The 21,487-nt window shown below is 68.7% G+C and carries 18 protein-coding genes and 4 pseudogenes; 9 read left to right on the top strand and 13 right to left on the bottom strand.

Going from position 1 to position 21,487, the window contains the following annotated elements; all coding sequences use genetic code 11:
- Window positions 1-347 precede the first annotated feature (347 nt).
- Window positions 348-1,826, top strand: a complete 1,479-nt coding sequence (dnaB, locus tag NLX86_RS08230; RefSeq protein ID WP_254370916.1) for a replicative DNA helicase — start codon at window positions 348-350, stop codon at window positions 1,824-1,826.
- Between the two features lie 106 nt (window positions 1,827-1,932).
- Here dnaB and NLX86_RS08225 read toward each other — a convergent pair whose 3' ends face one another.
- Window positions 1,933-2,499: a dihydrofolate reductase family protein gene (locus NLX86_RS08225; protein ID WP_254370915.1), complete on the bottom strand. Its 567-nt coding sequence runs from the start codon at window positions 2,497-2,499 to the stop codon at window positions 1,933-1,935.
- A 386-nt stretch (window positions 2,500-2,885) separates the two neighbouring features.
- Here NLX86_RS08225 and NLX86_RS08220 point away from each other — a divergent pair, with 386 nt between their 5' ends.
- Window positions 2,886-4,277, top strand: a complete 1,392-nt coding sequence (locus NLX86_RS08220) for an IS1380 family transposase (RefSeq protein WP_254370969.1) — start codon at window positions 2,886-2,888, stop codon at window positions 4,275-4,277.
- Window positions 4,278-4,540: 263 nt separating this feature from the next.
- Here NLX86_RS08220 and NLX86_RS08215 read toward each other — a convergent pair whose 3' ends face one another.
- Window positions 4,541-5,515 carry a YafY family protein gene (locus NLX86_RS08215; protein ID WP_254370914.1) on the bottom strand — a complete coding sequence of 325 codons (975 nt, stop codon included), beginning with the start codon at window positions 5,513-5,515 and terminating at the stop codon, window positions 4,541-4,543.
- Between the two features lie 136 nt (window positions 5,516-5,651).
- On the opposite strand from NLX86_RS08215, the gene NLX86_RS08210 reads away from it, so the two are divergent.
- From NLX86_RS08210 to NLX86_RS08190, 5 genes are all read left to right on the top strand, one after another.
- Complete coding sequence (locus NLX86_RS08210; protein WP_175255905.1) at window positions 5,652-6,047, top strand: RidA family protein; 396 nt, start codon at window positions 5,652-5,654, stop codon at window positions 6,045-6,047.
- An 80-nt stretch (window positions 6,048-6,127) separates the two neighbouring features.
- The gene (locus tag NLX86_RS08205) at window positions 6,128-6,604 is read left to right on the top strand and encodes a DUF488 domain-containing protein (protein WP_254370913.1); all 477 of its coding nucleotides are present in this window, start codon (window positions 6,128-6,130) and stop codon (window positions 6,602-6,604) included.
- Entirely contained in the window at window positions 6,604-6,975 is a 372-nt protein-coding gene (locus NLX86_RS08200; protein ID WP_254370968.1) for a DUF4186 domain-containing protein, read from the top strand. Before NLX86_RS08205 ends, NLX86_RS08200 begins: the two co-directional genes overlap by 1 nt.
- A gap of 307 nt (window positions 6,976-7,282) precedes the next feature.
- A protein-coding gene (locus tag NLX86_RS08195) for an IS5 family transposase (RefSeq protein ID WP_374213847.1) occupies window positions 7,283-8,091 on the top strand; the annotation gives its coding sequence in 2 pieces (ribosomal slippage) (window positions 7,283-7,628 and window positions 7,628-8,091; 810 coding nt in all).
- Window positions 8,092-8,383: 292 nt separating this feature from the next.
- On the top strand, window positions 8,384-8,617 hold the full coding sequence (locus NLX86_RS08190) for a hypothetical protein (RefSeq protein WP_254370911.1): 234 nt from the start codon (window positions 8,384-8,386) through the stop codon (window positions 8,615-8,617).
- A 416-nt stretch (window positions 8,618-9,033) separates the two neighbouring features.
- On the opposite strand, the pseudogene NLX86_RS08185 reads toward NLX86_RS08190, so the two are convergent.
- The 3 pseudogenes from NLX86_RS08185 to NLX86_RS08175 form a co-directional block, all read right to left on the bottom strand.
- Window positions 9,034-9,190, bottom strand: a pseudogene (locus NLX86_RS08185) (glycosyltransferase); the annotation flags it as partial.
- A gap of 6 nt (window positions 9,191-9,196) precedes the next feature.
- Window positions 9,197-11,342 (bottom strand): annotated as a pseudogene (helR, locus tag NLX86_RS08180) (RNA polymerase recycling motor ATPase HelR).
- A gap of 190 nt (window positions 11,343-11,532) precedes the next feature.
- Window positions 11,533-11,970: pseudogene (locus NLX86_RS08175) on the bottom strand (glycosyltransferase); the annotation flags it as partial.
- Window positions 11,971-12,253: 283 nt separating this feature from the next.
- Between NLX86_RS08175 and NLX86_RS08170 the strand changes: the two are divergent.
- Window positions 12,254-13,636, top strand: a complete 1,383-nt coding sequence (locus NLX86_RS08170; RefSeq protein ID WP_254370910.1) for a serine hydrolase — start codon at window positions 12,254-12,256, stop codon at window positions 13,634-13,636.
- A 63-nt stretch (window positions 13,637-13,699) separates the two neighbouring features.
- Here NLX86_RS08170 and NLX86_RS08165 read toward each other — a convergent pair whose 3' ends face one another.
- The 5 genes and pseudogenes from NLX86_RS08165 to NLX86_RS08145 all read right to left on the bottom strand — a co-directional run bounded on the left by NLX86_RS08165 (window position 13,700) and on the right by NLX86_RS08145 (window position 16,528).
- A complete protein-coding gene (locus NLX86_RS08165) occupies window positions 13,700-14,737 on the bottom strand; it encodes a restriction endonuclease (protein WP_254370909.1) in 1,038 nt (345 codons plus the stop codon).
- A gap of 146 nt (window positions 14,738-14,883) precedes the next feature.
- Window positions 14,884-15,247 (bottom strand): annotated as a pseudogene (locus NLX86_RS08160) (DNA glycosylase AlkZ-like family protein); the annotation flags it as partial.
- A 34-nt stretch (window positions 15,248-15,281) separates the two neighbouring features.
- Window positions 15,282-15,506: a hypothetical protein gene (locus tag NLX86_RS08155; protein WP_254370908.1), complete on the bottom strand. Its 225-nt coding sequence runs from the start codon at window positions 15,504-15,506 to the stop codon at window positions 15,282-15,284.
- Between the two features lie 45 nt (window positions 15,507-15,551).
- Window positions 15,552-16,013: a GNAT family N-acetyltransferase gene (locus NLX86_RS08150; RefSeq protein ID WP_254370907.1), complete on the bottom strand. Its 462-nt coding sequence runs from the start codon at window positions 16,011-16,013 to the stop codon at window positions 15,552-15,554.
- 35 nt (window positions 16,014-16,048) lie between these two features.
- A complete protein-coding gene (locus NLX86_RS08145; RefSeq protein ID WP_254370967.1) occupies window positions 16,049-16,528 on the bottom strand; it encodes a MarR family winged helix-turn-helix transcriptional regulator in 480 nt (159 codons plus the stop codon).
- A 669-nt stretch (window positions 16,529-17,197) separates the two neighbouring features.
- Here NLX86_RS08145 and NLX86_RS08140 point away from each other — a divergent pair.
- Window positions 17,198-18,619, top strand: coding sequence for a globin domain-containing protein (locus NLX86_RS08140; protein ID WP_254370906.1), 1,422 nt, complete (start codon window positions 17,198-17,200; stop codon window positions 18,617-18,619).
- A gap of 36 nt (window positions 18,620-18,655) precedes the next feature.
- On the opposite strand, the gene NLX86_RS08135 is transcribed toward NLX86_RS08140, so the two are convergent.
- From NLX86_RS08135 to NLX86_RS08125, 3 genes are all read right to left on the bottom strand, one after another.
- Window positions 18,656-19,135, bottom strand: a complete 480-nt coding sequence (locus NLX86_RS08135; RefSeq protein WP_254370905.1) for an NUDIX domain-containing protein — start codon at window positions 19,133-19,135, stop codon at window positions 18,656-18,658.
- A 62-nt stretch (window positions 19,136-19,197) separates the two neighbouring features.
- Window positions 19,198-20,094, bottom strand: a complete 897-nt coding sequence (locus NLX86_RS08130) for a LysR family transcriptional regulator (RefSeq protein WP_254370904.1) — start codon at window positions 20,092-20,094, stop codon at window positions 19,198-19,200.
- Window positions 20,095-20,299: 205 nt separating this feature from the next.
- The gene (locus NLX86_RS08125) at window positions 20,300-21,484 is read right to left on the bottom strand and encodes a cystathionine gamma-lyase (RefSeq protein ID WP_254370903.1); all 1,185 of its coding nucleotides are present in this window, start codon (window positions 21,482-21,484) and stop codon (window positions 20,300-20,302) included.
- Window positions 21,485-21,487 lie beyond the last annotated feature (3 nt).

Raw genomic sequence — 21,487 nt, 5'->3', positions numbered from 1 at the left:
CAAAAGTTTTTCTCCCCCACAGTCAGTGGACGGCGAAACCCCAGGTCAGACGGGTGCGGGTGGAGGCGGTATGAGTTTGTCCACAGTGCTGTCCCCCGGTCCGTGCACAGGTTCCGTGGAGTTACCCACAAGCAATGCAGTCTCGTCCACATGGCCTGTGGATAACCAGATTGGCTGACGGTGCCTGCGGGCCTACCGTTGTCCGGCGCCTGCCTCCTGTTTTGGCTCCCGTTACCTGCCGCACTCGACGCGCCGGAAGCGGAATCGGGCGCCTCAAATGTCAGAGCTGTGCCGTAGGAAAGAGTGGCACGGCGAGGTCCGCGCGGCGGACGGGAGGAGGTGGCCCGGTGAGCATTCCCGAGCCCATGGACGACCCCTGGACCGACGCTGGTCCGGGCGATCGTCTGCCCGTCTCCCGCCCGCGCCGCGGTGAAGGCACGCGCCGCGAGGACCAGCACGAGCGGGGCCGGGACGGTGGGGCGTGGGAGGGCGGCGGGGCCGCGTTCGAGCGCGTACCGCCGCAGGATCTGGATGCGGAGCAGTCCGTCCTGGGCGGCATGCTGCTGTCGAAGGACGCCATCGCGGATGTTGTCGAGGTCCTCAAGGGCAATGACTTCTACCGGCCCGCCCATGAGACGGTTTTCCAGGCGATTCTCGACCTGTACGCGAAGGGCGAGCCGGCCGACCCGATCACAGTGGGCGCGGAGCTCACCAAGCGCGGCGAGATCACGAGAGTCGGCGGCGCTTCGTATCTGCACACGTTGGTGCAGTCGGTGCCGACCGCGGCGAATGCGGAGTACTACGCGGAGATCGTCCATGAGCGGGCGGTGCTGCGGCGGCTGGTCGAGGCCGGTACGAAGATCACGCAGATGGGATACGCGGCGGACGGGGACGTCGACGAGATCGTCAACTCCGCGCAGGCCGAGATCTATGCGGTGACCGAGCAGCGGACGTCCGAGGACTACCTGCCGCTGGGCGACATCATGGAGGGCGCTCTCGACGAGATCGAGGCGATCGGTTCACGCAGCGGTCAGATGTCGGGTGTGCCGACGGGTTTCACGGATCTGGATTCGCTGACGAACGGTCTGCATCCGGGCCAGATGATCGTCATTGCGGCGCGTCCGGCGATGGGTAAGTCGACGCTGGCCCTGGACTTCGCGCGCGCCTGTTCGATCAAGGCCAATCTGCCGAGCGTGATCTTCTCGCTTGAGATGGGGCGTAATGAGATCGCGATGCGGCTCTTGTCGGCTGAGGCGCGGGTGGCGCTGCACCACATGCGGTCGGGTTCGATGACGGACGAGGACTGGACGCGACTGGCGCGGCGGATGCCGGATGTGTCGGCGGCGCCGCTCTATATCGATGATTCGCCGAACCTGTCGATGATGGAGATCAGGGCGAAGTGCCGTCGGCTGAAGCAGCGCAGTGATCTGCAGTTGGTGGTGATCGACTATCTGCAGCTGATGCAGTCGGGTGGTGCGAGGCGCCCTGAGAGCCGGCAGCAGGAGGTCTCGGACATGTCGCGAAACCTGAAGCTGCTCGCGAAGGAACTCGAGGTTCCGGTGATCGCGCTGTCGCAGCTGAACCGTGGGCCGGAGCAGCGTACGGACAAGAAGCCGATGGTGTCGGACCTGCGTGAGTCGGGTTCGATCGAGCAGGACGCCGACATGGTGATCCTGTTGCACCGTGAGGATGCGTACGAGAAGGAGTCGCCGCGCGCGGGTGAGGCGGATCTGATCGTGGCGAAACACCGTAATGGTCCGACGGCGACGATCACCGTGGCGTTCCAGGGCCACTATTCGCGTTTTGTGGACATGGCTCAGACCTGAGCCCGGATCCTGTAGGGTCTCGCGGCTGATGTCGTAATCTCACGGGCCGTGTCGTACCGATGTCGTATACGACATCACCGTGAGACTAGCGCGTGGGTGCTGCTGCTCAGCGCCTCGTCTCGTACCTGGTCAGGACCACGCCGCCGGGAAACGTCCGCGTCTCCACCAGGTTCAGGTTCACCCAGCTGTCCAGCGCGGTGAAGAACGGCGTGCCGCTGCCCACCAGGACCGGATAGGCGGCGATCGCGTACTCGTCGATCAGCCCGGCGCGCATGGCCGCCCCGGCGAGCGTTGCGCCGCCGATGTTCATTGGGCCGCCGTCCCCGGCCTTGAGCCGGGTGATCTCGGCGATCGCGTCGCCGGTGACCAGGCGGGTGTTCCAGTCGACCTTGTCGATCGTCGAGGAGAACACCACCTTCGGCGTGTCCCGCCAGTTCCGCGCGAACTCGATCTCCGCCGGGGTGGCGTTGGGCTGCTGGTCGCCGGTTGGCCAGTAGGAGCTCATCGTCTCCCACAGCTTGCGCCCATACAGCGACAGGCCACTCGCCTGCTCGTGGTCGAGCCACCACTGGAACAGCTCGTCGCTCGGCGGTCCGCTCCAGCCGATGTCGTCGCCGGCCGCGGCGATGTAGCCGTCCAGGGTCAGGTTCATGCCGTAGATCAGTTTCCGCATGGCGCAGCCTTCCGTCCGTGGGTGTCCGGCGTATAGACCAGCGCGGCGCGGGAAACTCATCGGTGCGCGATCTGGGCTCGCCGGTAGTCCTCGTGCTCGGGGCTCAGCGTGGTGTACTCGGCCGACTCGGGCAAGCCGCCTGATCTCGACCTCGCCCTCGCGAGGAAATGCCACGGATTTGAGACTGATCATGGGTGACAAGGCCGTGAGACAGCCAAGAACGCCCAGGTCACGCAAGATCGACATGTCACGAGCGGCGAGACCCTACAGATCCACCGGTTGTTTTCCGGCGGTGACGTTGCCGGGAACGAGGAAGTGCCCTGTGACCTGCGATGATGGGAGTTCTCTAGGCTTCCAGCATGCACGACCACGAGGGCACTTCCGAGATGCAATCTTCCCATGCCGCGGCGAAGGTCTCCGCACGGTTCGGGGATCCGAATCTGGTCGCGTACGGCGGGCTCGCGCCGCTGGTGCGCCTGGGCGAGCGGTGTGGGCTGCCGGGCCTGATCGGCGAGCTGGTAAGGCTGCCGGCCTCGAAGAACGGCACCGGTTCCTTCCCGGCCGCCAAGTCGATGGCGCTGATCGCCGGTATGGCGGCGGGCGCGGACAGCATCGACGACATGGACCGGCTGCGGCACGGTGCGATGAGCCGCCTGTTCGCCGGGGTGCGGGCGCCCTCGACGCTGGGCAGCTTCCTGCGTTCCTTCACCCACGGGCACGTGAAGCAGCTGGCCGCCGTCGCCCGCCGGTTCCTGCCCCGGCTGGCCGCTCACACCCCGCTGCTGCCTGGTGCGGGAACGGTTGCCTACCTGGACCTGGACGACACCATCAAACCGGTCCACGGCTACGCCAAGCAGGGCGTGGGCTACGGATACAACAAGGTCAAGGGCCTGAACGCGCTTATCGCGACCCTGTCCACGCCGCTGGCCGCCCCGGTGATCGCCGCAACGCGGCTGCGCAAGGGCAGCGTGAACTCGGTCCGCGGAGCCGGGTCGTTCGCCGCCGAGGCGATCCGCACCGCCCGCGCATCCGGCGCTTCGGGGATGCTGATCGTGCCGGCGGACTCGGCCTACTGCGCCGCCGAGGTGATCGCCGCCTGCCGGGCGCTGGGCGCCCGCTTCTCGGTCACGGTGCGGATGAACGCCTCCGTCAAGCAGGCCATCGCCGCCATCGACGAGACGGCCTGGACGCCGATCAAGTACCCCAAGGCGGTGTGGGACAGCGAGGAGGAACGCTGGATATCGGATGCCGAGATCGCTGAGATCGAATACACCGCTTTCACCTCGAAACCGAAGAAGCAGCAGGTCACCGCCCGTCTCGTCGTGCGTCGTGTGAAACGGCTCAACCCGGCGGCGGTACCCGAGGGCCAGGGCGAGCTGTTCACCACCTGGCGCTACCACGCCGCGTTCACCGACTCGGCGCTGCCGCTCATCGACGCCGAGCGTGACCACCGGCGGCACGCGATCGTGGAACAAGTGATCTGCGAGCTGAAGAACGGACCGTTCGCGCACGCCCCCTCGGGCAGCTTCCAGGCGAACGCGGCCTGGCTCGCGATGGCCGCCCTCGCCTTCAACCTGACCCGCGCCTGCGGGACGCTCGCCGGCACCTTCCACGCCCGCGCGACGGGCGCGACCATCCGCGATCACCTGATCAACGCGCTTGCCCGGCTGGCCCGTTCGGCCCGGCGGCTCACCCTGCACCTGCCCGAACGCCGGCCCTGGCACGACGCCTTCGAGGCCCTGTTCACCACCGTGCACACCCCGCCCCAACCGGCCTGACCTGCCCGAATCCGACCGGCCTGCCAGGGCCCGAGAGCTGTGAACATGTGGAAGAGCTGGGCAGACCAGCGGCCACCCCATGCCCGCTGCCAGACGCATCGCCCCGATCATCGAAAACGATCACTCACGAAGTCGGCCGGTGGATCCGGGCTGAGACGAGGCGACGAACCAAAGGTCAGCGCTTTGCCAGGGGACATCCGAAACGCGAACTACACAACTCATTCCGAAACGATCAGTTAGCCAAATGAGATGGCTTCTCACTCTCAGGATGAGTCTCCGTAGCGGGTGGCAATCGCGGCGGCGCGGTTGCGTAGGGAGGTGCGCAACGACTGCGGGGCCAGGGCTTCCGCGTCCGGGCTGAGCTGCCACAGCGCCCATTCGGCGTGTCGTGAATCTTGGAAGGTCACCTCCAGCCGCAGCCAGCCGTCTGCGTCGGGTTCTTCTGCGCGGACGGCCAGCGCGGTATCCAGCAGGTCCTCCCGCCGCGCCGGGTTCACCCGTACCCGCACGGTGATGTGGTCGCCGCCGGAGAGAAACTGCGCGGAGCGTTCCCGCCAGATCCGGTCCAGATCGACCCGGTTTGGTCGCTGTGCAGTTTCGGGGAGTTCCTCGGCGGCCAACACCCGCGACAGCCGGTAGGTGCGGTCCACGCCAGATCTCGTGGCCAGCAAGTAGCCCCGGTCGCGTACGGTGACCAGGCCGATCGGGTCCACCGTGCGCCACTGTGGTGTCTGGCCTGTGGCCGCGTAGTGGATGCGCAGCTTGCGTCCGGCGAGCACCGCGCGCCGGACCTCGATCATTGTTGTGTCGGGTACCTCCTCAGTGACCAGCCGACGTGAGAGCAGGTCGGTCTCCGGGTCGACGAGAAATCGCTGGGCCGCGTCGCTCGCGGTGGCCCGGTGGCTTTCGGGCAGCGCGTCGACCACCTTCCGCATGGCCGAAGCGAGCGCCGAGCCGAGGCCCAATACCCGCTCGCCGCGCCCCGATCCGGCGGTCAGCAAGGCAAGGGCCTCGTCGTGGTTCAGACCGGTGAGCTCGGTCCGGAAACCGGGCGACAACGCGAAACCGCCGTGCCGGCCGCGTTCGGCGTAGACCGGGACGCCGGCCGCGGACAGCGCCTCGATGTCGCGCAGCACGGTGCGGGTGGATACCTCCAGCTCGCGGGCCAGCGTGTCCGCAGTCAGCCGACCGCGCTGACGCAGCAGCAGCACCAGCGAGACCAACCGGTCGGCGCGCATACGAGAACTTTATCGGAATACATGACTAAGGATGTCGTGATTTGTTGCGAGGCTCGTTAACACGACGTCGAAGCCGGCGGCTACCGAGCCGATGGACGTACGTACTCCCAATGAATCGAATGGAGCTGACGTGGCAATGGAACGAACGGCGGTCAACCCGGTGACGTGGTCGGTGGAGATGGGATTTAACCAGGGTGAGGTCGTCTCCGGGCACACCCGGACCCTGTACATCTCGGGGCAGACCGCGATGAGCGGCGACGGCAAGCCCCAGCATGACGGTGACATGGCGGCGCAGTTGGCGCTGAGTATCGACAACCTGGAGGCCGTGCTCGGCGAGGCCGGCATGTCTCTCGCGAACCTCGTCCGGCTCAACGTCTACACGACCGACGTCGATCTGCTTTTCCAGCACTACGGCGTGCTGGCGGCGCGGTTGGGCGCCGCCGGGGTGGCGCCGACCACCACGATGCTCGGGGTGACGCGGCTGGCGATCCCCGGACAGATGGTCGAGCTTGAGGGGACCGCCGTCGCGTGATGCGACCTCGCCGCCTCTGCTACCGGTGCCGGTTGAACCGGCACGAGTAGCAGGCAGATGGGTGATTTCCGGTGCTCAGAATGGTGACAATCGGCGTCTATGGCCTCCACGGCGAGTCGTTCCTGCAACGACTGCGGCACGCAGACGTCCGCCTGCTGCTCGACGTACGTCAGCGCCGCGGTGTCCGCGGACCCGAGTACGCCTGGGCGAACTCACTCCGGCTGCGGGCGGCTCTCGCCCATGCCCGGATCGCCTACGAGCACCATCTCGAGCTCGCCCCAACCACCGAGCTACGCCAGCTCCAGTACGCCGAGGACGATCGCCAAGGGGTCGGCAAGCGCTCGCGCCGCGAGCTCGCTACCGAGTACACGCGCCGCTGCACCGCCGAAATCCTCGACAGCGCCGACCTCACGCCGGTCGTGTCGGCGCTGTCGAGTGGTGGGGTCGCAGCGCTGTTCTGTGTCGAGCGCGACCCAGAGGCTTGCCACCGCTCGTTGATCGCCCAGCGATTGGCCGAGCAACACCGCGTCACGATCGATCATCTGCGCCCGTGGTGATGGACGAGTTGGATGCCAGGCTGCACCGGATCGGGCAGCACCACTTCCGCGCAAAGTTTCGGCTACGTGGCCGGGACCGTGCGGTGGTCGACCTGCGCGGCATCACAACCGTGCGCAGACACGCCGAGGAGTTGGTCGAGCGCAGGCTGGCCCCGGCCGAACCGCGCAACGACGGCCGTCAGACGCCCTACCGCGGGCATCCCGTGTTCGTCGCGCAGCACGCCACCGCGACGTGCTGCCGCACCTGCCTGGAGCGCTGGCACGGCATCCCCGCCGGGCGTGCGCTCGACGACGCCGAGCAAGGCTACGTCGTGGAAGCGGTCTGCCGATGGATCGTAGGGCAGTACGCTCCCCACCGCCCGCCGCCGTGACCGGATCGAGGCGCCGCTACGGGGCCAACTTCGGGCTTTCGCTGAGATTGATCTTGTAGGCGACACGCGGTATCCAGGTGCGCGAATGTGCCTGCTCAAGGCTCTGTGCCCATGTTGGCGTCCACGCACCACGATCAGTGCGGTCAGCCCGCGCTGTAGTCAGGTAGGCGAGGAGAAATGTCGGTGGTGCCGCATAGGTCGCAACCACGTCTCGCGAACGCCGCGGGGCGCTACTAACTGATCATTTCGGAATGAGTTGGGTGCAGGGGGCTTGGCGGTTGAGGTTGCCGACGGCAGAGTTCTGCGGGTGTCGGATGATCTTGTGCCTGATGAGCTGTGGGAACGTGTCGCTCCGCTGCTGCCGCCCCGTCTACCGCGGCGCCGGCGATACCCGGGGCGGTTGCCGGTGGACGACCGGGCTGCCCTGCGGGGGATCGTCTACGTCTTGCGCAAGGGTGTGAGCTGGGCAGATGTGCCGACGGAGCGTGTCGGCTGCAGCGGAGTGACGGCATGGTGGCGCCTGCGGGACTGGACTGAAGCAGGCGTCTGGCCCCGCCTGCACGCGGCCCTTCTGACGGAGCTGCGGCGGGCCGGCCTTGTGGACCTGGACGACGCGGCGGTCGACGGCTCACACGTGAGGGCCTTGAAAGGGAGGCTCACACCGGACCTTCGCCGGTTGACCGCGCCCGGCCCGGCTCCAAGCACCACCTGATCACCGACCGGCACGGAACGCCTCTCGCCGTCTTGCTGACCAGCGGCAACCGTCACGATGTCACCCAGCTCATGCCGCTGCTGGACGCCATACCCCGCATTCGCGGCCGCCGGAGCAGGCCACGCCACCGGCCCGGGCGGCTGTTCGCCGACCGCGGATACGGCTACGACAAGTACCGTCGGCTTCTACGTGCACGGGGCATCACACCGAAGATCGCCCGCAAAGGCACAGCCCACGGCTCCGGCCTGGGGAAGACCCGGTGGGTCGTCGAGCGGACCTTCGCCTGGCTCCACCAGTTCAAGCGACTGCGGATCCGCTACGAGATACGAGCCGACCTCCACCTGGGGCTCCTCCAACTCGCCTGCAGCATCATCTGCTTGCGACGCCTCCGCACCTCATTCTGAAACGATCAGTTAGCCGTCCGCGGGGCGGCAGTGGGTGGTGAGGCGAAACAGGGCGAGGGTGAGTCAGCGGTCGGCGCGCCGGTAAATCCGATCGCAGTCAAGTAGACGAGCCGCGCCCCATCCCCCGCAGCCGGCATGGGACAAGATCGTGAGACGAATCGCCCCTGTCCCCTAATAAGACAGTGCAAGAACGCCCAGGTCATCAATTGGGAATAGGCATTCCGAGTTGGAGCCTAAAGCGGCTGTGGGATCCCGAATCCCGTGTCGGAATCCGCGCCGCGATGAACGGCGGATGGCCCTGCGGCTCTCCCGCGAACAGCGAGCCGTCGAGATCCCCGAAGATGCCACCACCGTGGACACTCTGCCGTCGGTCGCCCACGTGCTGTCCCGGCCGGCACAGACCGAGCCCCCGACAGCCGAAGCCGTCCCAAAAGTGGAAGAAGGCGATGACGACGGGGACAGCCTCGAAGAGCTGGACGAGGAAATCGACTTCTACGCAACGGCCTTGAAGGACATCGATGACTGACCGGAAGCTTTCCGAGGATAGTCTCCACGCCAAACTGGACCACCTGACCCTGTCCCGCAAGAAGGCCTCCGACGCCTGGTGGATGGTCCGTCGCGGCCCCGCCCCGACCACCTCACACGCCGTCAGCTGTCCCTTCTGGGCATAAGGCCAGCGCCGACTACGACCGGCGCCGGCGCAAGTGGCACGCGAACCTCGGGCTGCTGCGAACCCCGCAGATGGACGCCCTACACGAGGACCTGTGGGACATCGTCGACAGCAACGAGCAGGACGGCGACAAGGTCAAAGGCAGCATCGCCATTGACGCCTTCCCCGGCCTGGGCAAGACCACGGCCGCCCTCGCCTTCGCTGAACGGCTCCACCGACGTGTGACCGAGGAGGAGGGCGAGCACACCGACCAGGGGCACGAGCGGTGCGTGGGAGACGAGTGCGCGGCGGCCCTGCGCGCGGATCGCCTCGATGGCCACCCGGGCGATGTCCTTCGGGACGCTCCCGCTGTCGAAGCCCACGTACACCGGTGGTGCACCGGCGTCCCAGGAACGACACCAACTCGGCCGGGGGTGGGCGTTCGTCCGGCCGACGTCAGGAGCTCGTGAGGATGACGAGTTGCTGGGTCGCTCGGGTCATCGCGACATAGCGGTCGACCGCTCCTTCGACCCTTGCCGAACGCCTCTGGGTCGATGAGGACGACCATGTCGAACTCGAGCCCCTTCGACAGCTCCGGGGTCAGCGACCGGACGCGGGACGTCGTCCGGAATGTGGGATCGCCGATGACGCAGGCGATCCCGTCGGCATGTGCGGCAAGCCAGGTGTCGAGGATCGAGCTCAGATCCGAAGCAGATCCGTGTACGACGGGGACGTCGCTGCTGCGGATGGAGGTCGGCACGTTGGCGTCCGGGAGCACGGCCCGGATGACCGGCTCGGCTTCCGCCATGATTTCTTCCGGCGTCCGGTAGTTGATGCTCAGGGAGGCCAGGTTGATCCGGTCGAGCCCGATCCGCTCGAGCCGCTCCTGCCACGACTCCGTGAACCCGTGCCTGGCCTGGGCACGATCCCCGACGATGGTGAAGCTCCGGGACGGGCACCGGAGCAGCAGCATTTGCCACTCTGCGTCGGTCAGTTCCTGTGCCTCGTCCACGACGATGTGCGCGAACGGGCCAGCGAGCAGGTCCGGTTCGGTGCTGGGCGGTGCGGTCTCGTCGACCAGGGTGTCCCTTATGTCCTGTCCGCGCAGCATCGTCACCGCACCTTCACCGTCGTCATCGGCCTCAAGCAGGGCGTCGACGACCTTGGCCACGTGCTCGCGTTCGGCGGCGACAGCGGCGTTGTGCCGACGCTTACGTCGCGACGCCTCCGGGTCGCCGAGCCGCTGCCGTGCTGCGTCCAGGAGCGGCAGGTCGGACACCGTCCAGGCCTGGGCGTCCCCGCGCTGCAGCTGCGACACGTCATCGGGGCTGAGCCAGGGAGCGCACTTCCGCAGGTAGGCGGGTACCGACCACAGGTCTCCGACGAGGTCAGCCGCTTCGATCAGCGGCCACGCGCGGTTGAAGGTCGTGAGCAGTTCCCTGTTCTGCAGCAGCGACTTGCGGAGCAGGCCGCCCGAGGCGTCGTCGTCGTGCTTGTCCACCAGGATTGTGAGCAGCTCCTCCCAGATCTGGTCGCGCGCCTCGTTGTGCGGAGTACCGGGTTCTGCTGCTTCGAACGCCACGGCCCAATCGTCGGCGCTCAGCCAGATGTCGGACCAGTGGGCCGTGATCGTCATCCCCTTGGTGGGCGGCTCCTCGTAGAACCTGACGGCCGTCTCGATCGCCTTCACCAGGTTCGCGGACGACTTCAGGAGGGCCACATTCGGGTCGGGCTCGATCGCTGCTGCGGCTCCCTCGGCGACGAGGTCCCGAAGGGTGCAGGTCTGCACGCCCTCCTCTCCGAGGCTGGGGAGGACGTCGGCGACGTAGGCCAGGTAGGGCTGGTGCGGACCGACGAACAGCACGCCGCCCCGACGGTGACCGAGGCGAGGGTCGGAGTAGAGGAGGTAGGCAGAGCGGTGCAGAGCGACGACGGTCTTCCCCGTACCCGGACCGCCGTCGACGACGAGAGCGCCGCGGGATCCCGCGCGGATGACGGCGTCCTGGTCGGCCTGGATTGTGGCGAGCACGTCTCGTATCCGGGTCGACCGGTTGCTGCCCAGGCTGGCGATGAAGGCGGACTGGTCGTCGAGCGCGGCGTGCCCGACAAACCCGTCCGAGGTGAACACCTCGTCCCAGTAGTCGCTGATCCGGCCGCGGGTCCAGCGATACCTGCGGCGGCTTGCCAGACCCATCGGGTTGGCGTGGGTGGCTCCGAAGAATGGCTCGGCCGCGGGGGAGCGCCAGTCGAGCAGCAGCCGACGACCCGCGCTGTCCGTGAGGCCAAGTCGTCCGACGTACATGGGCTCGGGGTTGTCTGCGCTGACCATGTGTCCGAGGCACAGGTCCAAACCGAAGCGACGCAGTGCGCGCAGGCGAGCGGTCAGCCGGTGGATCTCCATGTCCCGGTCCATCGCCTGCTGGCCTATGCCGCCGGGCGCCTTGCGCTCGGCATCGAGGCGGTCGGACAGGTCGGCGATCGACTGCCCGAGGCACTCCGCGATGGCCGCGAAGTGCTGCTCATCGCCGGCGATCAGCGTCGGGTCGGCCTTGGGGGAGAGGTGGTCGGGAAGATCAAACGCGCTGGTAGTCAGGGGGTTCACGTCATCAGCTCCGATCTGAGGTCGCTTGCAGCCATTGCGCGCAGCAAGGCGTCTGGACCGGCGTGACGAACCTGGTGGCCATGACGAGCAACGCTCCGCCTGACGGGGACCCCGTGGCCGTTGTCGGTTCAGGTCGCCAGGGTTTGTAGGTTCTCGTGTTCTGGGTCCTGGCTCGATGATCCCGTGTGGTTCACGCGGACATTGGCGGCCTTTCTCGGCTGATCGCGTCGAGCAGTAGCGTCGCTGCCACCGTCGTCCCGTCGGTGCGGATCGTGCCGGCCACGGCGGTCGCTCGTGCGCGGGTCTCGGGGGTCAGGGCCGTCTTGAGCGCGGCTGACAGGGACTCGGTGGTCGGAGTCGGACCGTCGTGTGCCGTGCCGATGCCCAGGTCGGCCACCCGGCCCGCCCAGTACGGCTGGTCCACGAACTGGGGTACCACCACCTGGGGCGCGCCGGCCCGGGTGGCCGTCGTCGTCGTGCCCGCGCCGCCGTGGTGCACGACGGCGGCCACCCGGCCGAACAGTGCCTGATGGTTGACCTCGCCGACGACGAAGCAGTCGTTCCCGTCGTCGATCAGGGCCAGGTCGGCCCAGCCGTGCGAGGCGAGTACGCGGCGGCCCTGCGCGCGGCTCGAACGTCGTCGAGAGCGCCGCCCTTCTCATGGAGTTCATCGCCGCGCCGCACGAGCGCTGGGCAGAGCCCGCCAAACGCATGCACGACACCGAGATGCGGGCGACGACACCTCTTAAGAAAACGACAAGTGCCACGGGATTACGGCACCGACACGGTGCTGGAACGGCACGTGAAACCACAGGTCACAGAATCTGACGCTGATTCAGGTTAGGGAAACCTACAGCGGCGCAGTGGCGAAATGGTTCGACTGCGGGGCCCTGCGGAGATAGAGGTGTGTCATGACATCTGCGCTTGAAGAGCTTCTTCCCGGTACGCGCCGGGCTTTGTTGCACCGCATCGCCACCGCTCAGGCGGAGGGCCGGGCTCCGTCGGTCGTCGCGGCGGTGGTGCGTGGTGGACGGACCGTCTGGACGGGTTCGCGTACCTCGGTGGAGGGGCACGGGCCGGACGCGAATGTGCAGTACCGCATCGGGTCGATCACCAAGACCTTCACGGCTGTGCTGGTGCTGCGGCTGCGTGACGAGGGGCTGCTGAGCCTGGGGGATCCGCTGGAGAAGCATCTGCCGGGCACGGGGGTGGGGGAGGTGACCATCGGTCAGTTGCTGGGGCACACCGCCGGGCTGGCGGCGGAGACGCCCGGGCCGTGGTGGGAGCGGACGTCCGGCGCGCTGCGGCCGGAGCTGGGCGATGTGCTGGGTGAGCGGCCGGTTCTTCATCCGGCAGGGGGCAAGTTCCACTACTCCAATCCCGGTTACACGCTGCTCGGTTCGCTGGTCGAGGCGCTGCGCGGGGCGCCGTGGGAGGAGGTGCTGCGGCGCGAGGTGCTGGAGCCGCTCGGTCTGCGGCGTACGACGGCGCAGCCGGAGGCTCCTCATGCCGGTGGGTGGGCGGTGCATCCGTGGGCGGATGTGATGCTGCCCGAGCCTTTGGAGGATCTGGGGCTGATGTCGCCGGCCGGGCAGCTGTGGTCCACGGCGGGTGATCTGGCGCGGTTCGCGGTGTTCCTGGCCGGGGGTGACGAGCGGGTGCTTGGCGCGGAGTCGGTGCGGGAGATGCGTACGCCGTCGGGGCCGCCGGAGTCGGGTGCGATGGAGGCGGTATACGGGCTGGGCTTGCAGGTTTCGGGCGTCGGGGGCAGGACGCTGGTGGGGCACAGTGGTTCGCTGCCGGGGTTCGTGGCGGGGCTGTGGGTGAGCGAGGCGGACGATGTGGCGGCGGTGACGCTGGCCAACTGCACGTCGGGGCTGCCGGCGTCGGCGGTGGCGGCTGATCTCGTACGGATCGTGGCGGAGGCGGAGCCGCGTATTCCGGAGTCATGGCGGCCGATGCCCGAAGTGGACAAGGGACTGCTGGAGTTGACCGGCGCCTGGTACTGGGGGACTGCGGCGTACGGATTGCGGCTGTCCGCGGACGGGGGGCTGGAGCTGGGACCGCTGGTGGGCGGCGGCGGCCGGAGTGCACGGTTCCGGGCGAGCGGCGACGGTTCCTGGACCGGCCTCGACGGCTATTACGCGGGCGAGACGCTGCGGGCGGTTCGGGGCGAGGATGGCGCCGTGAGCCATCTCGACCTGGGGTCGTTCGCGTTTACGCGGGAGCCGTACGAGAAGGGGGCGCCGGTCCCTGGTGGTGTCGATCCGCAGGGGTGGCGGGGTTCGCGCTAGAGTGCCGCCGGGCCCGAAGCCGCAACTTGGATTTGCGACTTCGGGCCCTATGCGTGCGGTTGCCTATCGCAGGACTTGCAGCTTTGTACCGCTGTTCCAGGCTTCCAGTAGGCCGCGGTGTACGGCGGTCACGTCGTGGCGCGTGGCCAGCAGCAGTGCATCGCGGGTGAAGGGGCAGGTGGCGACCAGCAGGGCGATGTCGGCCTTGTAGTCGAGCTTGGCCATGCCGATGAACTGCTGGACGTCGCCGCTGGTGATGGTGCCGCTCGGATTGCGCGACTTGCACTGGACGACGACCCGGCGGCCGTCGGGTGTGTACGCGACGATGTCGGCGCCGGTGTCGCCGTGGCCGCCGGTGACGGCGACCCGGTCGCAGCCGTCGCGGCGGCAGAGCCAGGCGATGTGCTGCTCGAACTGACGCGGGTTCATGGCATCGAGGGCGGCCATGGACCCGGCGGCCTCACGCTCGCGCAGGACGCGCTGGAGGCGGGTGATCTCTTCTTCGTGCGCCTCGAGCTGGGTGCGCTGATCGCTGTCGTTCTGGATGGCGATGTTGAGGAGGGGGACGACGGTCCGGCTGATGGTCGTGCGGACGATCTCCTCGACGTGGTGGACGGTAGCGGTGCCGGCGTGCTGGGCCATGTACTCGGCGATGCGCTCGTCGAGCCACTCGGCGAGCCTGTGGACAAAGTTGTCCACAGGCTCGGAGCGGCGGTTCTCCTCGACGTCGAGAAGATGGGTACGCACCTGACGTGCGACGATGCTGTCGCGGAGGAGCATGGCGACGTTGAGGACCGTCCTCCGAGTGAAGAGCGCAGCGTTTCTTGCGCGACTGCCCACGGAACTGACCGCCTTCAAGACAGTCAGTTCTTCACCGGTTGCGAGCCGGTATCCGTTGGACTCCAGCTCCTCTCGGTGGTCGGTCACCATGTTGTGGATCACTGCTTCAGCGACCTCGAAGTATGTGGCGACCATCTGGGTCGTCACATGCAGCCCATCCGGCAGCAGTGACAGTGCCTTGACTTTGTCGAGCACTTCGGTTCGTGCCACCACGCTCTCGCGCAGCGTCCGGGATTCGAGCAATGCGCCTTCTTGCATCATGTGTTGCCTCCTCGGCCCGTAGGCCTGGACAGGGGGGCGGGCTTCGGACATACGCCCTGCCCCGGTGCCAGGGGCAACGAGGTAAATCCGACAAAGATACGGTTTGTTGTAGAGATTCCGTATTTTTCTGCGAAGCTGTCCGAGTGCTACCTCGCGACCAGCTCCCGCTCCAGAGGTGTCCGGAACCGTGGGGTGATCCGGGCTTCGCCCACCCACTCCGCCAGGCGAGCCGCCTCCGCTTCGATCGCCGCGGTGGCGTCGCTGCCCGGGTCGGTCAGCAGCTGCCAGACCACCTCGCCGTCTGCGCGCTGGGCCCAGCCGCCCACGATCTGGCCGTTCCACCACACCGTGGGGCCGATATTGCCCGGCGCGGTCGAAGAGTGTGCCGCGGTGCTCCGGGGGGAGGTGGAAGCCGCGGTCGGCCCAGTCCATGGCGCTGGGGTCGAGGCCGGGCAGGAGGGCTGCCCAGGGTTCGACGGCGGGTTCGGGTTCGGTGTCGCCCGGGGCGACGGCGCATGGACAGGAGCCGTACGACGGTGACGTCTTACAGGGCGTGTTCGACGGCGGCAATGTCCGTTTCGGCCAGGCGGGCGCGGGCGGAGAGGAAGACCGTGGCGGCGTCGGTGGCGTGAAGGGCGACGACGGCGTCGGCGGCCACGGCGAGGGTGGTGGCGTGGGTGGAGGGTGCGAGGAGGTGGCGGCGGCCGAGGCGGATGCGGCGCTCTGCGGTGCTGATCCGGGGCCGGGGCCGGGGGCGGAGGCTGCTCATCGCCGGATCGTAGGGCGCCCGCTTGGTCATGGCCGTGCTCCGGTCTCAGAGCTGGAGCTTGAAGCCCAGGTGTGAGGCGGTGAAGCCGAGCCGCTCGTAGAAGCGGTGGGCGTCGGTGCGGGTGGTGTCGGAGGTCAGTTGCACCATCTGGCAGTCCTGGCGGCCGGATGCGTCGATGGCCCATTCGATGAGCTGGGTGCCGAGACCGCTGCCGCGTTCGTCGGCGTGGATGCGTACGCCTTCGATGACCGCGCGGGTCGAGGCGCGGCGCGACAGGCCGGGAATGACGGTGAGTTGGAGTGTTCCGACGACGCGGTGGGCGCGGACGGCGACGACGATGTGCTGGTTGGGGTCGCCGTGCAGTCGTTCCAGTGCGCGTTGGTACGGGGCGAGGTCGTCCGGCGACTCGCGCGTCGCGCCCAGCGGGTCGTCGGCCAGCATCGCGACGATGGCGGGGAGGTCGGCGGCGGCCGCGGGCCGTATCTCCAGGGTGTCGGGTTCGCTCATGATCCGCAGACTATCGACCGTGCGGGCGGGGTGCGCTAGGCGGTGGGTGTGGGGGCCTTCATGGTTTCGACGGCGGTGACCAGGGGGGCGAGGTCGGGGTCCTTGGCGGCTTCGTCGAGGGCCTGGCGCAGGGCGGTGTCGTTGGTGGGGCGGGCCTGGGCGAGGAGTGTGAGGCCGGCTTCGGTGACGTCGGTGTAGATGCCGCGCCGGTCGGTGTCGCAGAGGTAGCGGCTGAGGAGGCCGCGATCTTCGAGGCGGGAGACCAGGCGGGTGGTGGCGCTCTGGCTGAGTACGACGGAGTCGGCGACCTGGTGCATGCGCATGTGGCCGCCGGGGCCGTTGTGCTGTCGGCTGAGGACGTCGAGGAGCGAGTATTCGCGGACGCTGAGGTCGTGGCGCGTCTGGAGGGCGCGTTCGATGTGGGCCTCGATCCTGCCGTGGACCAGGGAGAGGGCGCACCAGCCCTGGGGGAGGGCGGTGAGTGTGCTGTCCGTGGCGGTCCGGTGGCGGGCCAGTCCCCAAGGTGTGCTGAGTGAGAGCACCAGCCCGGTGAGCAGAGCGAGCAGGGCGACGGGAATGATCAGCCAGTCTCCGAAGATCTTCATGGCGCCGTAGGCGGCGTCCACGGTCGCGGCCGATCTGGTGGTGTAGGCGGTGATGCCGAGCACGAGCAGGCCGATGGTGAGGCCCAGCCAGCTGACGGACACGGCGACGTGGACGACGAGGAGCGCCCGGCGTGCGGGGCGACGGAGACGTTTCACGTGAAACACCGTGCCGCGCGCCGTGGCTCCGGTCGTCTGCCGACGGGAGTAACTGCACGTACTAGCCTCGGCGTACATGGCGACCCTGCATCTCGCTGGTAGAGATGGTTCGTCACGCGCCGCATCGGTCCGCCGGAGTACGCGGAGCGGGTGCACGCGCTCTGGGCAGGACTTACGCCGGCTCCTGTGCAGGCTGCCTTCGATCGCGGACCGGCTGTGCGCGGAACGCCTTGCGCAGTCGTCCAGGCACGGGGGGTAGCGAGCCTAACGGGCGGGCGAGCCGGATACCCGAACTTCCCGCTATTTGTCCGAGGCATTGTTCGATCCTGGCATGCTGCGACGACGGGAACTGCGGCCAAGATCATTCGAGTGTGAGGCCGAGTAGCGCGCAGACCGACCAAATGTCTTGAAGCGAGGCACAGGATGGACGCTCTGCCCACCACGCCGGCAGGCAACAGCATGTCCGGCGAGGGCAGCGGGGACGGAAGCGGCTGGTTCACGCCGCATATACGGCCGGCCGCGAACGGCCCGGACTCCGCCTCAGCCCCAGGCTCAGGCCATGACCGGATACCGGGCCGGAACGGGTTGCCGCTCCGGCCCGTTGCCTCGATCCGCCCGGTGCGCTCGGCGCAGGCGCGGTCGGCGGCAGCGCCGGACTCCCGCCCCGAACCGCCGGCCCCGGCCGAGCCGCCCACGGCCGCGCCGGACGGGCCGGCCGCGTCGCCCGACGCGATCCTCGTCCGGCGCACGCTCGCAGAGATCGCCCCCGTTGCCGACAAGGTGACCTCGTACTTCTACGCTCTGGTCTTCATCGGCCACCCCGAACTGCGAGCGCTGTTCCCCGCCGCGATGGACACCCAGCGGGACCGCCTGCTCAAGGCCCTGCTCACCGCCGCGGAGAACATCGACAACCCCGACATCCTGGTCCCGTATCTCCAGAACCTGGGCCGGGGCCACCGTAAGTACGGCACTCAGGCCGAGCACTATCCGGCGGTCGGTGAGGCGCTGATCGGGGCGCTGGCCCGGTACGCCACCCGTACCTGGGACGCGGAGGCCGAGGCGGCGTGGGTGCGGGCGTACACGGCGATCTCGCAGATCATGATCGATGCTGCGGCGGAGAACGAACGCCAGGCGCCGGCCTGGTGGCATGCCGAGGTCGTCTCGCACGACCTGCGCACCCCGGACATCGCCGTCGTCACCGTCCGGCCCGACCAGCCGTACCCCTTCCTCGCAGGCCAGTACACCAGCCTGGAGACTCCCTGGTGGCCGCGGATCTGGCGGCACTACTCCTTCGCCTCGGCGCCCCGCGCCGACGGTCTGCTCTCCTTCCATGTCAAGGCGGTTCCGGCGGGCTGGGTGTCCAACGCCCTGGTGCATCACGCCCGGCCCGGCGATGTGGTCCGGCTGGGCCCGCCCGCCGGCTCGATGGTCGTCGACCACACCACGGACAACGGAATGCTGTGTCTCGGGGGCGGCACGGGCATCGCGCCCATCAAGGCGCTGATCGAGGATGTCGCCGACCACGGCGAACGACGTCCGGTGGAGGTCTTCTACGGGGCGCGCAGCGACCACGACCTGTACGACATCGACACGATGCTCCGGCTGCAACAGTCGCATTCCTGGCTGTCGGTACGACCCGTGGTGTCCGACAGCCCGTCCAGGGGCCTGACCGGTCAGCTGCCGGAGGCCGTGGGCGAGTACGGCCCGTGGAACTCGTATGACGCGTACATCTCGGGGCCGCCCGGCATGATCCGCAGTGGGGTGGACGCATTGAAGAGAATCGGCATACCGGACGAGCGGATACGGCACGACTCGGTCGAGGAGCTGGTCGCGGCCGGCGACTGACGCCCGTGCCGCAGGCCGCAGCGTCGCGGGGCCGGGCTAGCCGAGGTCGGGCGCGTGCATCGCGCGCACTCCCTCGATGTTGCCGTCGAGGTAGTGCCGCAGGGACAGCGGTACGAGATGGACGGCGGCGATGCCGACCCGGCTGAACGGCACGCGGACGATCTCGTACTCGCCGCACGGCTCGTCGACCTCGGGCCCGTGCCGCTGCGAGATGTCCATCGACTCGAGCCGACAGACGAAGAAGTGCTGCACCTTGACGCCCGTGACCCCGCCGTCGGCGATGTGCTCGACGGTGTCGACGAAGCAGGGCACCACGTCGGTGATTTTGGCGCCGAGTTCCTCGTCCACTTCGCGGTGCAGGGCGTCGATGACGGTGGCGTCCTCCGGTTCGACTCCGCCGCCGGGGGTGAGCCAGTAAGGATCCACGCCGGGCTTGGTGCGCTTGATCAGGACGAGGTCGTCGCCGTCGAGCAGGATGGCGCGTGCGGTGCGCTTGACCACGGGCCGTTCGGTCATGGGAAGAGAGTGGCCCACGATACCGGTTCTGAAACTCCCGGCCGTGTGCGTGTTGTCGGACGTCACCAGCCGACGGCAGCGCGCAGCAGACATTCGTGCGCCCGCGCGAGGTGCGGCAGGGCGAGTGTGCCGGTGCGCACCACCAGGAAGTACGTGCGTAGCGGGGGTACGGGCGGGTCGAGCAGTGCCACCACTTCGCCGCTGTCCAGGGCGCTCTCGCAGAGATAGCGGGGCAGTACGGCCATCCCGGCACCGGCCGCGGTGCACTGCAGGACGGCCCGCAGATCGGGGGCGATGACGGTGGCCGCTGCTGTCGGCCGGCTGTCGAAGACGGCGGTCCAGTAGCGGGAGACGAGGGGCAGGGACTCGTGAACCTCGACGACGGGCAGCTGGTCCAGTACGGCGGGCCCGGTGCGGCGCAGCAGTCCGGGAACTATGCGTGAGGCCCAGCGGGGGGCGGCGACCAGGACGTGTTCCTCGTCGCAGAGCGGAGTGGCGGTGAGCAGTCCGCCGCGGGGCCGGGCCGTGGTGATGGCGAGGTCGTGGTGGCCGGCGGCGAGGCCCTCCATGGTCTCCGTGGCATCGCCGAGGAGGGCGGCGCGCAGCGCGAGGCCTTGGGTGATGAGCGGGGTGAGGGCGGGCAGGGCGCGCAGGGAGGTGAATTCCGGCGGTCCGGCGAGGTGGAGGGTTCGTACGGCCGATTCCTCGTCGAGTCCGGCTTCGGTGATTTCCACCAGGGCGTCCAGGTGCGGGGCGGCCTTGTGGGCGAGTTCGTCTCCGATGCTGGTGGGGGTCACGCCGCGGGCCTGGCGCAGGAAGAGCGGGCGGCCCAGCTGGCGTTCCAGGGCGCGGATCTGGGAGGTGACCGCGGGCTGGGAGAGTCCGAGGAGGGTCGCGGCGCGCGTGAAGGAGCCGGCCCGGTGCACGGTGACGAACGTGCGCAGCAGGGCAAGATCCATGGCAGCAGCCCCTCTCGGTTCGTTGCCCCCGGCGAGTTCCCAACTATAAATAAGTCGATAGGTCTCTGTCGCTACGGTGATTGGACACTGACGCAGAGTCAACTAGCCTTGTCCGCGTGGTTCTTCGCGCGTGGAACCTGGGCGGTCCGAGCCATGAGGGGGGAGGCTCGGACCGCCCGTATTGCGTAGCCGTGGCGTAACCGGGTCAGCCCCGGGCGGCCTCGTCGAGCCCGCGCAGCACATCCGCGACCAGGTCGGGGGTGTCCTCGGCGCCGGCCGAGAAGCGGATGAAGCCCTCCGCCACGGCGTCGCCGCCCCAGCGTCCGCGCCGCTCGGCGGTGGACCGTACGCCGCCGAAGCTCGTCGCGTCGTCGACCAGTCGCAGGGCCGCCAGGAAGCGCTCGGCGTGGGCGCGGTCGGGGAGGGTGAAGGACACGACGCAGCCGTAGCTGCGCATCTGGGCCGAGGCGGTCTGGTGCGCGGGGTCACCGGGCAGCCCGGGATGGCGCAGGCCGGACACCTCGGGGCGTGCGGCCAGGGCCTCGGCGAGTGCGAGGGCGTTGGCGCTCTGCCGGGCGGCGCGCAACTGGAGGGTGGCCAGGGAACGGTGCGCCAGCCAGGCTTCCATCGGCCCCGGGATCGCTCCGACGATCTTGCGCCAGCGCCGTACACGTGCTGCGAGTTCCGCGTCGCGGCAGGTCACGTAGCCGAGCAGGAGGTCGCCGTGGCCGGTCAGGCCCTTGGTGCCGCTGGCCACGGAGAAGTCCGCGCCCAGTTCCAGGGGCCGCTGCCCGAGCGGGGTGGCGAGGGTGTTGTCCACGGCGACCAGCGCGCCGGCCGCGTGTGCCGCGTCGGCCAGCCGCCGTACGTCGCACACGTCGAGCCCCGGGTTCGACGGCGTCTCGAGCCACAGCAGCCGGGCGCCGTCCAGCAGAGCCAGCTGCGCGTCGCCGGCCGTGGGCGCGGTGCGCACCTCGACCCCGTACGCCTCCAGTTGCTCGCGCAGCAGTGGCAGCGCCTGGTATCCGTCGTCGGGCAGGACCACCACGTCGCCGGCCTTGGCGTGGGAGAGCAGGACGGCCGAGATCGCCGCCATGCCGGACGCGAAGACGACCGTCTCGGCACCGCGGGGCTCGCCGGGCGCCTCCAGTTCCGCGATGGCCCGCTCCAGATGGGTCCAGGTGGGGTTCTCGTCGCGGCCGTAGGTGTACGGGCCGGTGGGTTCGCCGGGCAGGTGGAAGTGCGCGGCGAAGACCGGTCCGGGCAGGGTGGGTTCGTTCTTGACGGGCTCGGGCAGCCCGGCCCGTACCGCTCGCGTGCCGTCCCCGATGCCGACCTCGTCGCCGCCCCCTTCGCCGACCCCGTCCCCGGTGTCGTTCCCGATGTTCATCGG

This window comes from Streptomyces sp. A3M-1-3 (assembly GCF_024213665.1).
Lineage (GTDB): Bacteria > Actinomycetota > Actinomycetes > Streptomycetales > Streptomycetaceae > Streptomyces.
This window is presented reverse-complemented; position numbering and strand designations above follow the sequence as displayed.

Excerpts from the sequence above, each read along its gene's own strand:
- NLX86_RS08150 (WP_254370907.1), bottom strand. The coding sequence starts at position 16,013 with ATGAGCGAACCCGACACCCTGGAGATACGGCCCGCGGCCGCCGCCGAC.
- NLX86_RS08215 (WP_254370914.1), bottom strand. The coding sequence starts at position 5,515 with ATGCGCGCCGACCGGTTGGTCTCGCTGGTGCTGCTGCTGCGTCAGCGC.
- NLX86_RS08170 (WP_254370910.1), top strand. The coding sequence starts at position 12,254 with ATGACATCTGCGCTTGAAGAGCTTCTTCCCGGTACGCGCCGGGCTTTG.
- NLX86_RS08125 (WP_254370903.1), bottom strand. The coding sequence starts at position 21,484 with ATGAACATCGGGAACGACACCGGGGACGGGGTCGGCGAAGGGGGCGGC.
- NLX86_RS08200 (WP_254370968.1), top strand. The coding sequence starts at position 6,604 with ATGGACGAGTTGGATGCCAGGCTGCACCGGATCGGGCAGCACCACTTC.
- NLX86_RS08205 (WP_254370913.1), top strand. The coding sequence starts at position 6,128 with ATGGTGACAATCGGCGTCTATGGCCTCCACGGCGAGTCGTTCCTGCAA.
- NLX86_RS08190 (WP_254370911.1), top strand. The coding sequence starts at position 8,384 with ATGGCCCTGCGGCTCTCCCGCGAACAGCGAGCCGTCGAGATCCCCGAA.
- NLX86_RS08220 (WP_254370969.1), top strand. The coding sequence starts at position 2,886 with ATGCAATCTTCCCATGCCGCGGCGAAGGTCTCCGCACGGTTCGGGGAT.
- NLX86_RS08210 (WP_175255905.1), top strand. The coding sequence starts at position 5,652 with ATGGAACGAACGGCGGTCAACCCGGTGACGTGGTCGGTGGAGATGGGA.
- NLX86_RS08165 (WP_254370909.1), bottom strand. The coding sequence starts at position 14,737 with ATGATGCAAGAAGGCGCATTGCTCGAATCCCGGACGCTGCGCGAGAGC.
- NLX86_RS08130 (WP_254370904.1), bottom strand. The coding sequence starts at position 20,094 with ATGGATCTTGCCCTGCTGCGCACGTTCGTCACCGTGCACCGGGCCGGC.
- NLX86_RS08225 (WP_254370915.1), bottom strand. The coding sequence starts at position 2,499 with ATGCGGAAACTGATCTACGGCATGAACCTGACCCTGGACGGCTACATC.
- NLX86_RS08140 (WP_254370906.1), top strand. The coding sequence starts at position 17,198 with ATGGACGCTCTGCCCACCACGCCGGCAGGCAACAGCATGTCCGGCGAG.
- NLX86_RS08155 (WP_254370908.1), bottom strand. The coding sequence starts at position 15,506 with ATGAGCAGCCTCCGCCCCCGGCCCCGGCCCCGGATCAGCACCGCAGAG.
- NLX86_RS08135 (WP_254370905.1), bottom strand. The coding sequence starts at position 19,135 with ATGACCGAACGGCCCGTGGTCAAGCGCACCGCACGCGCCATCCTGCTC.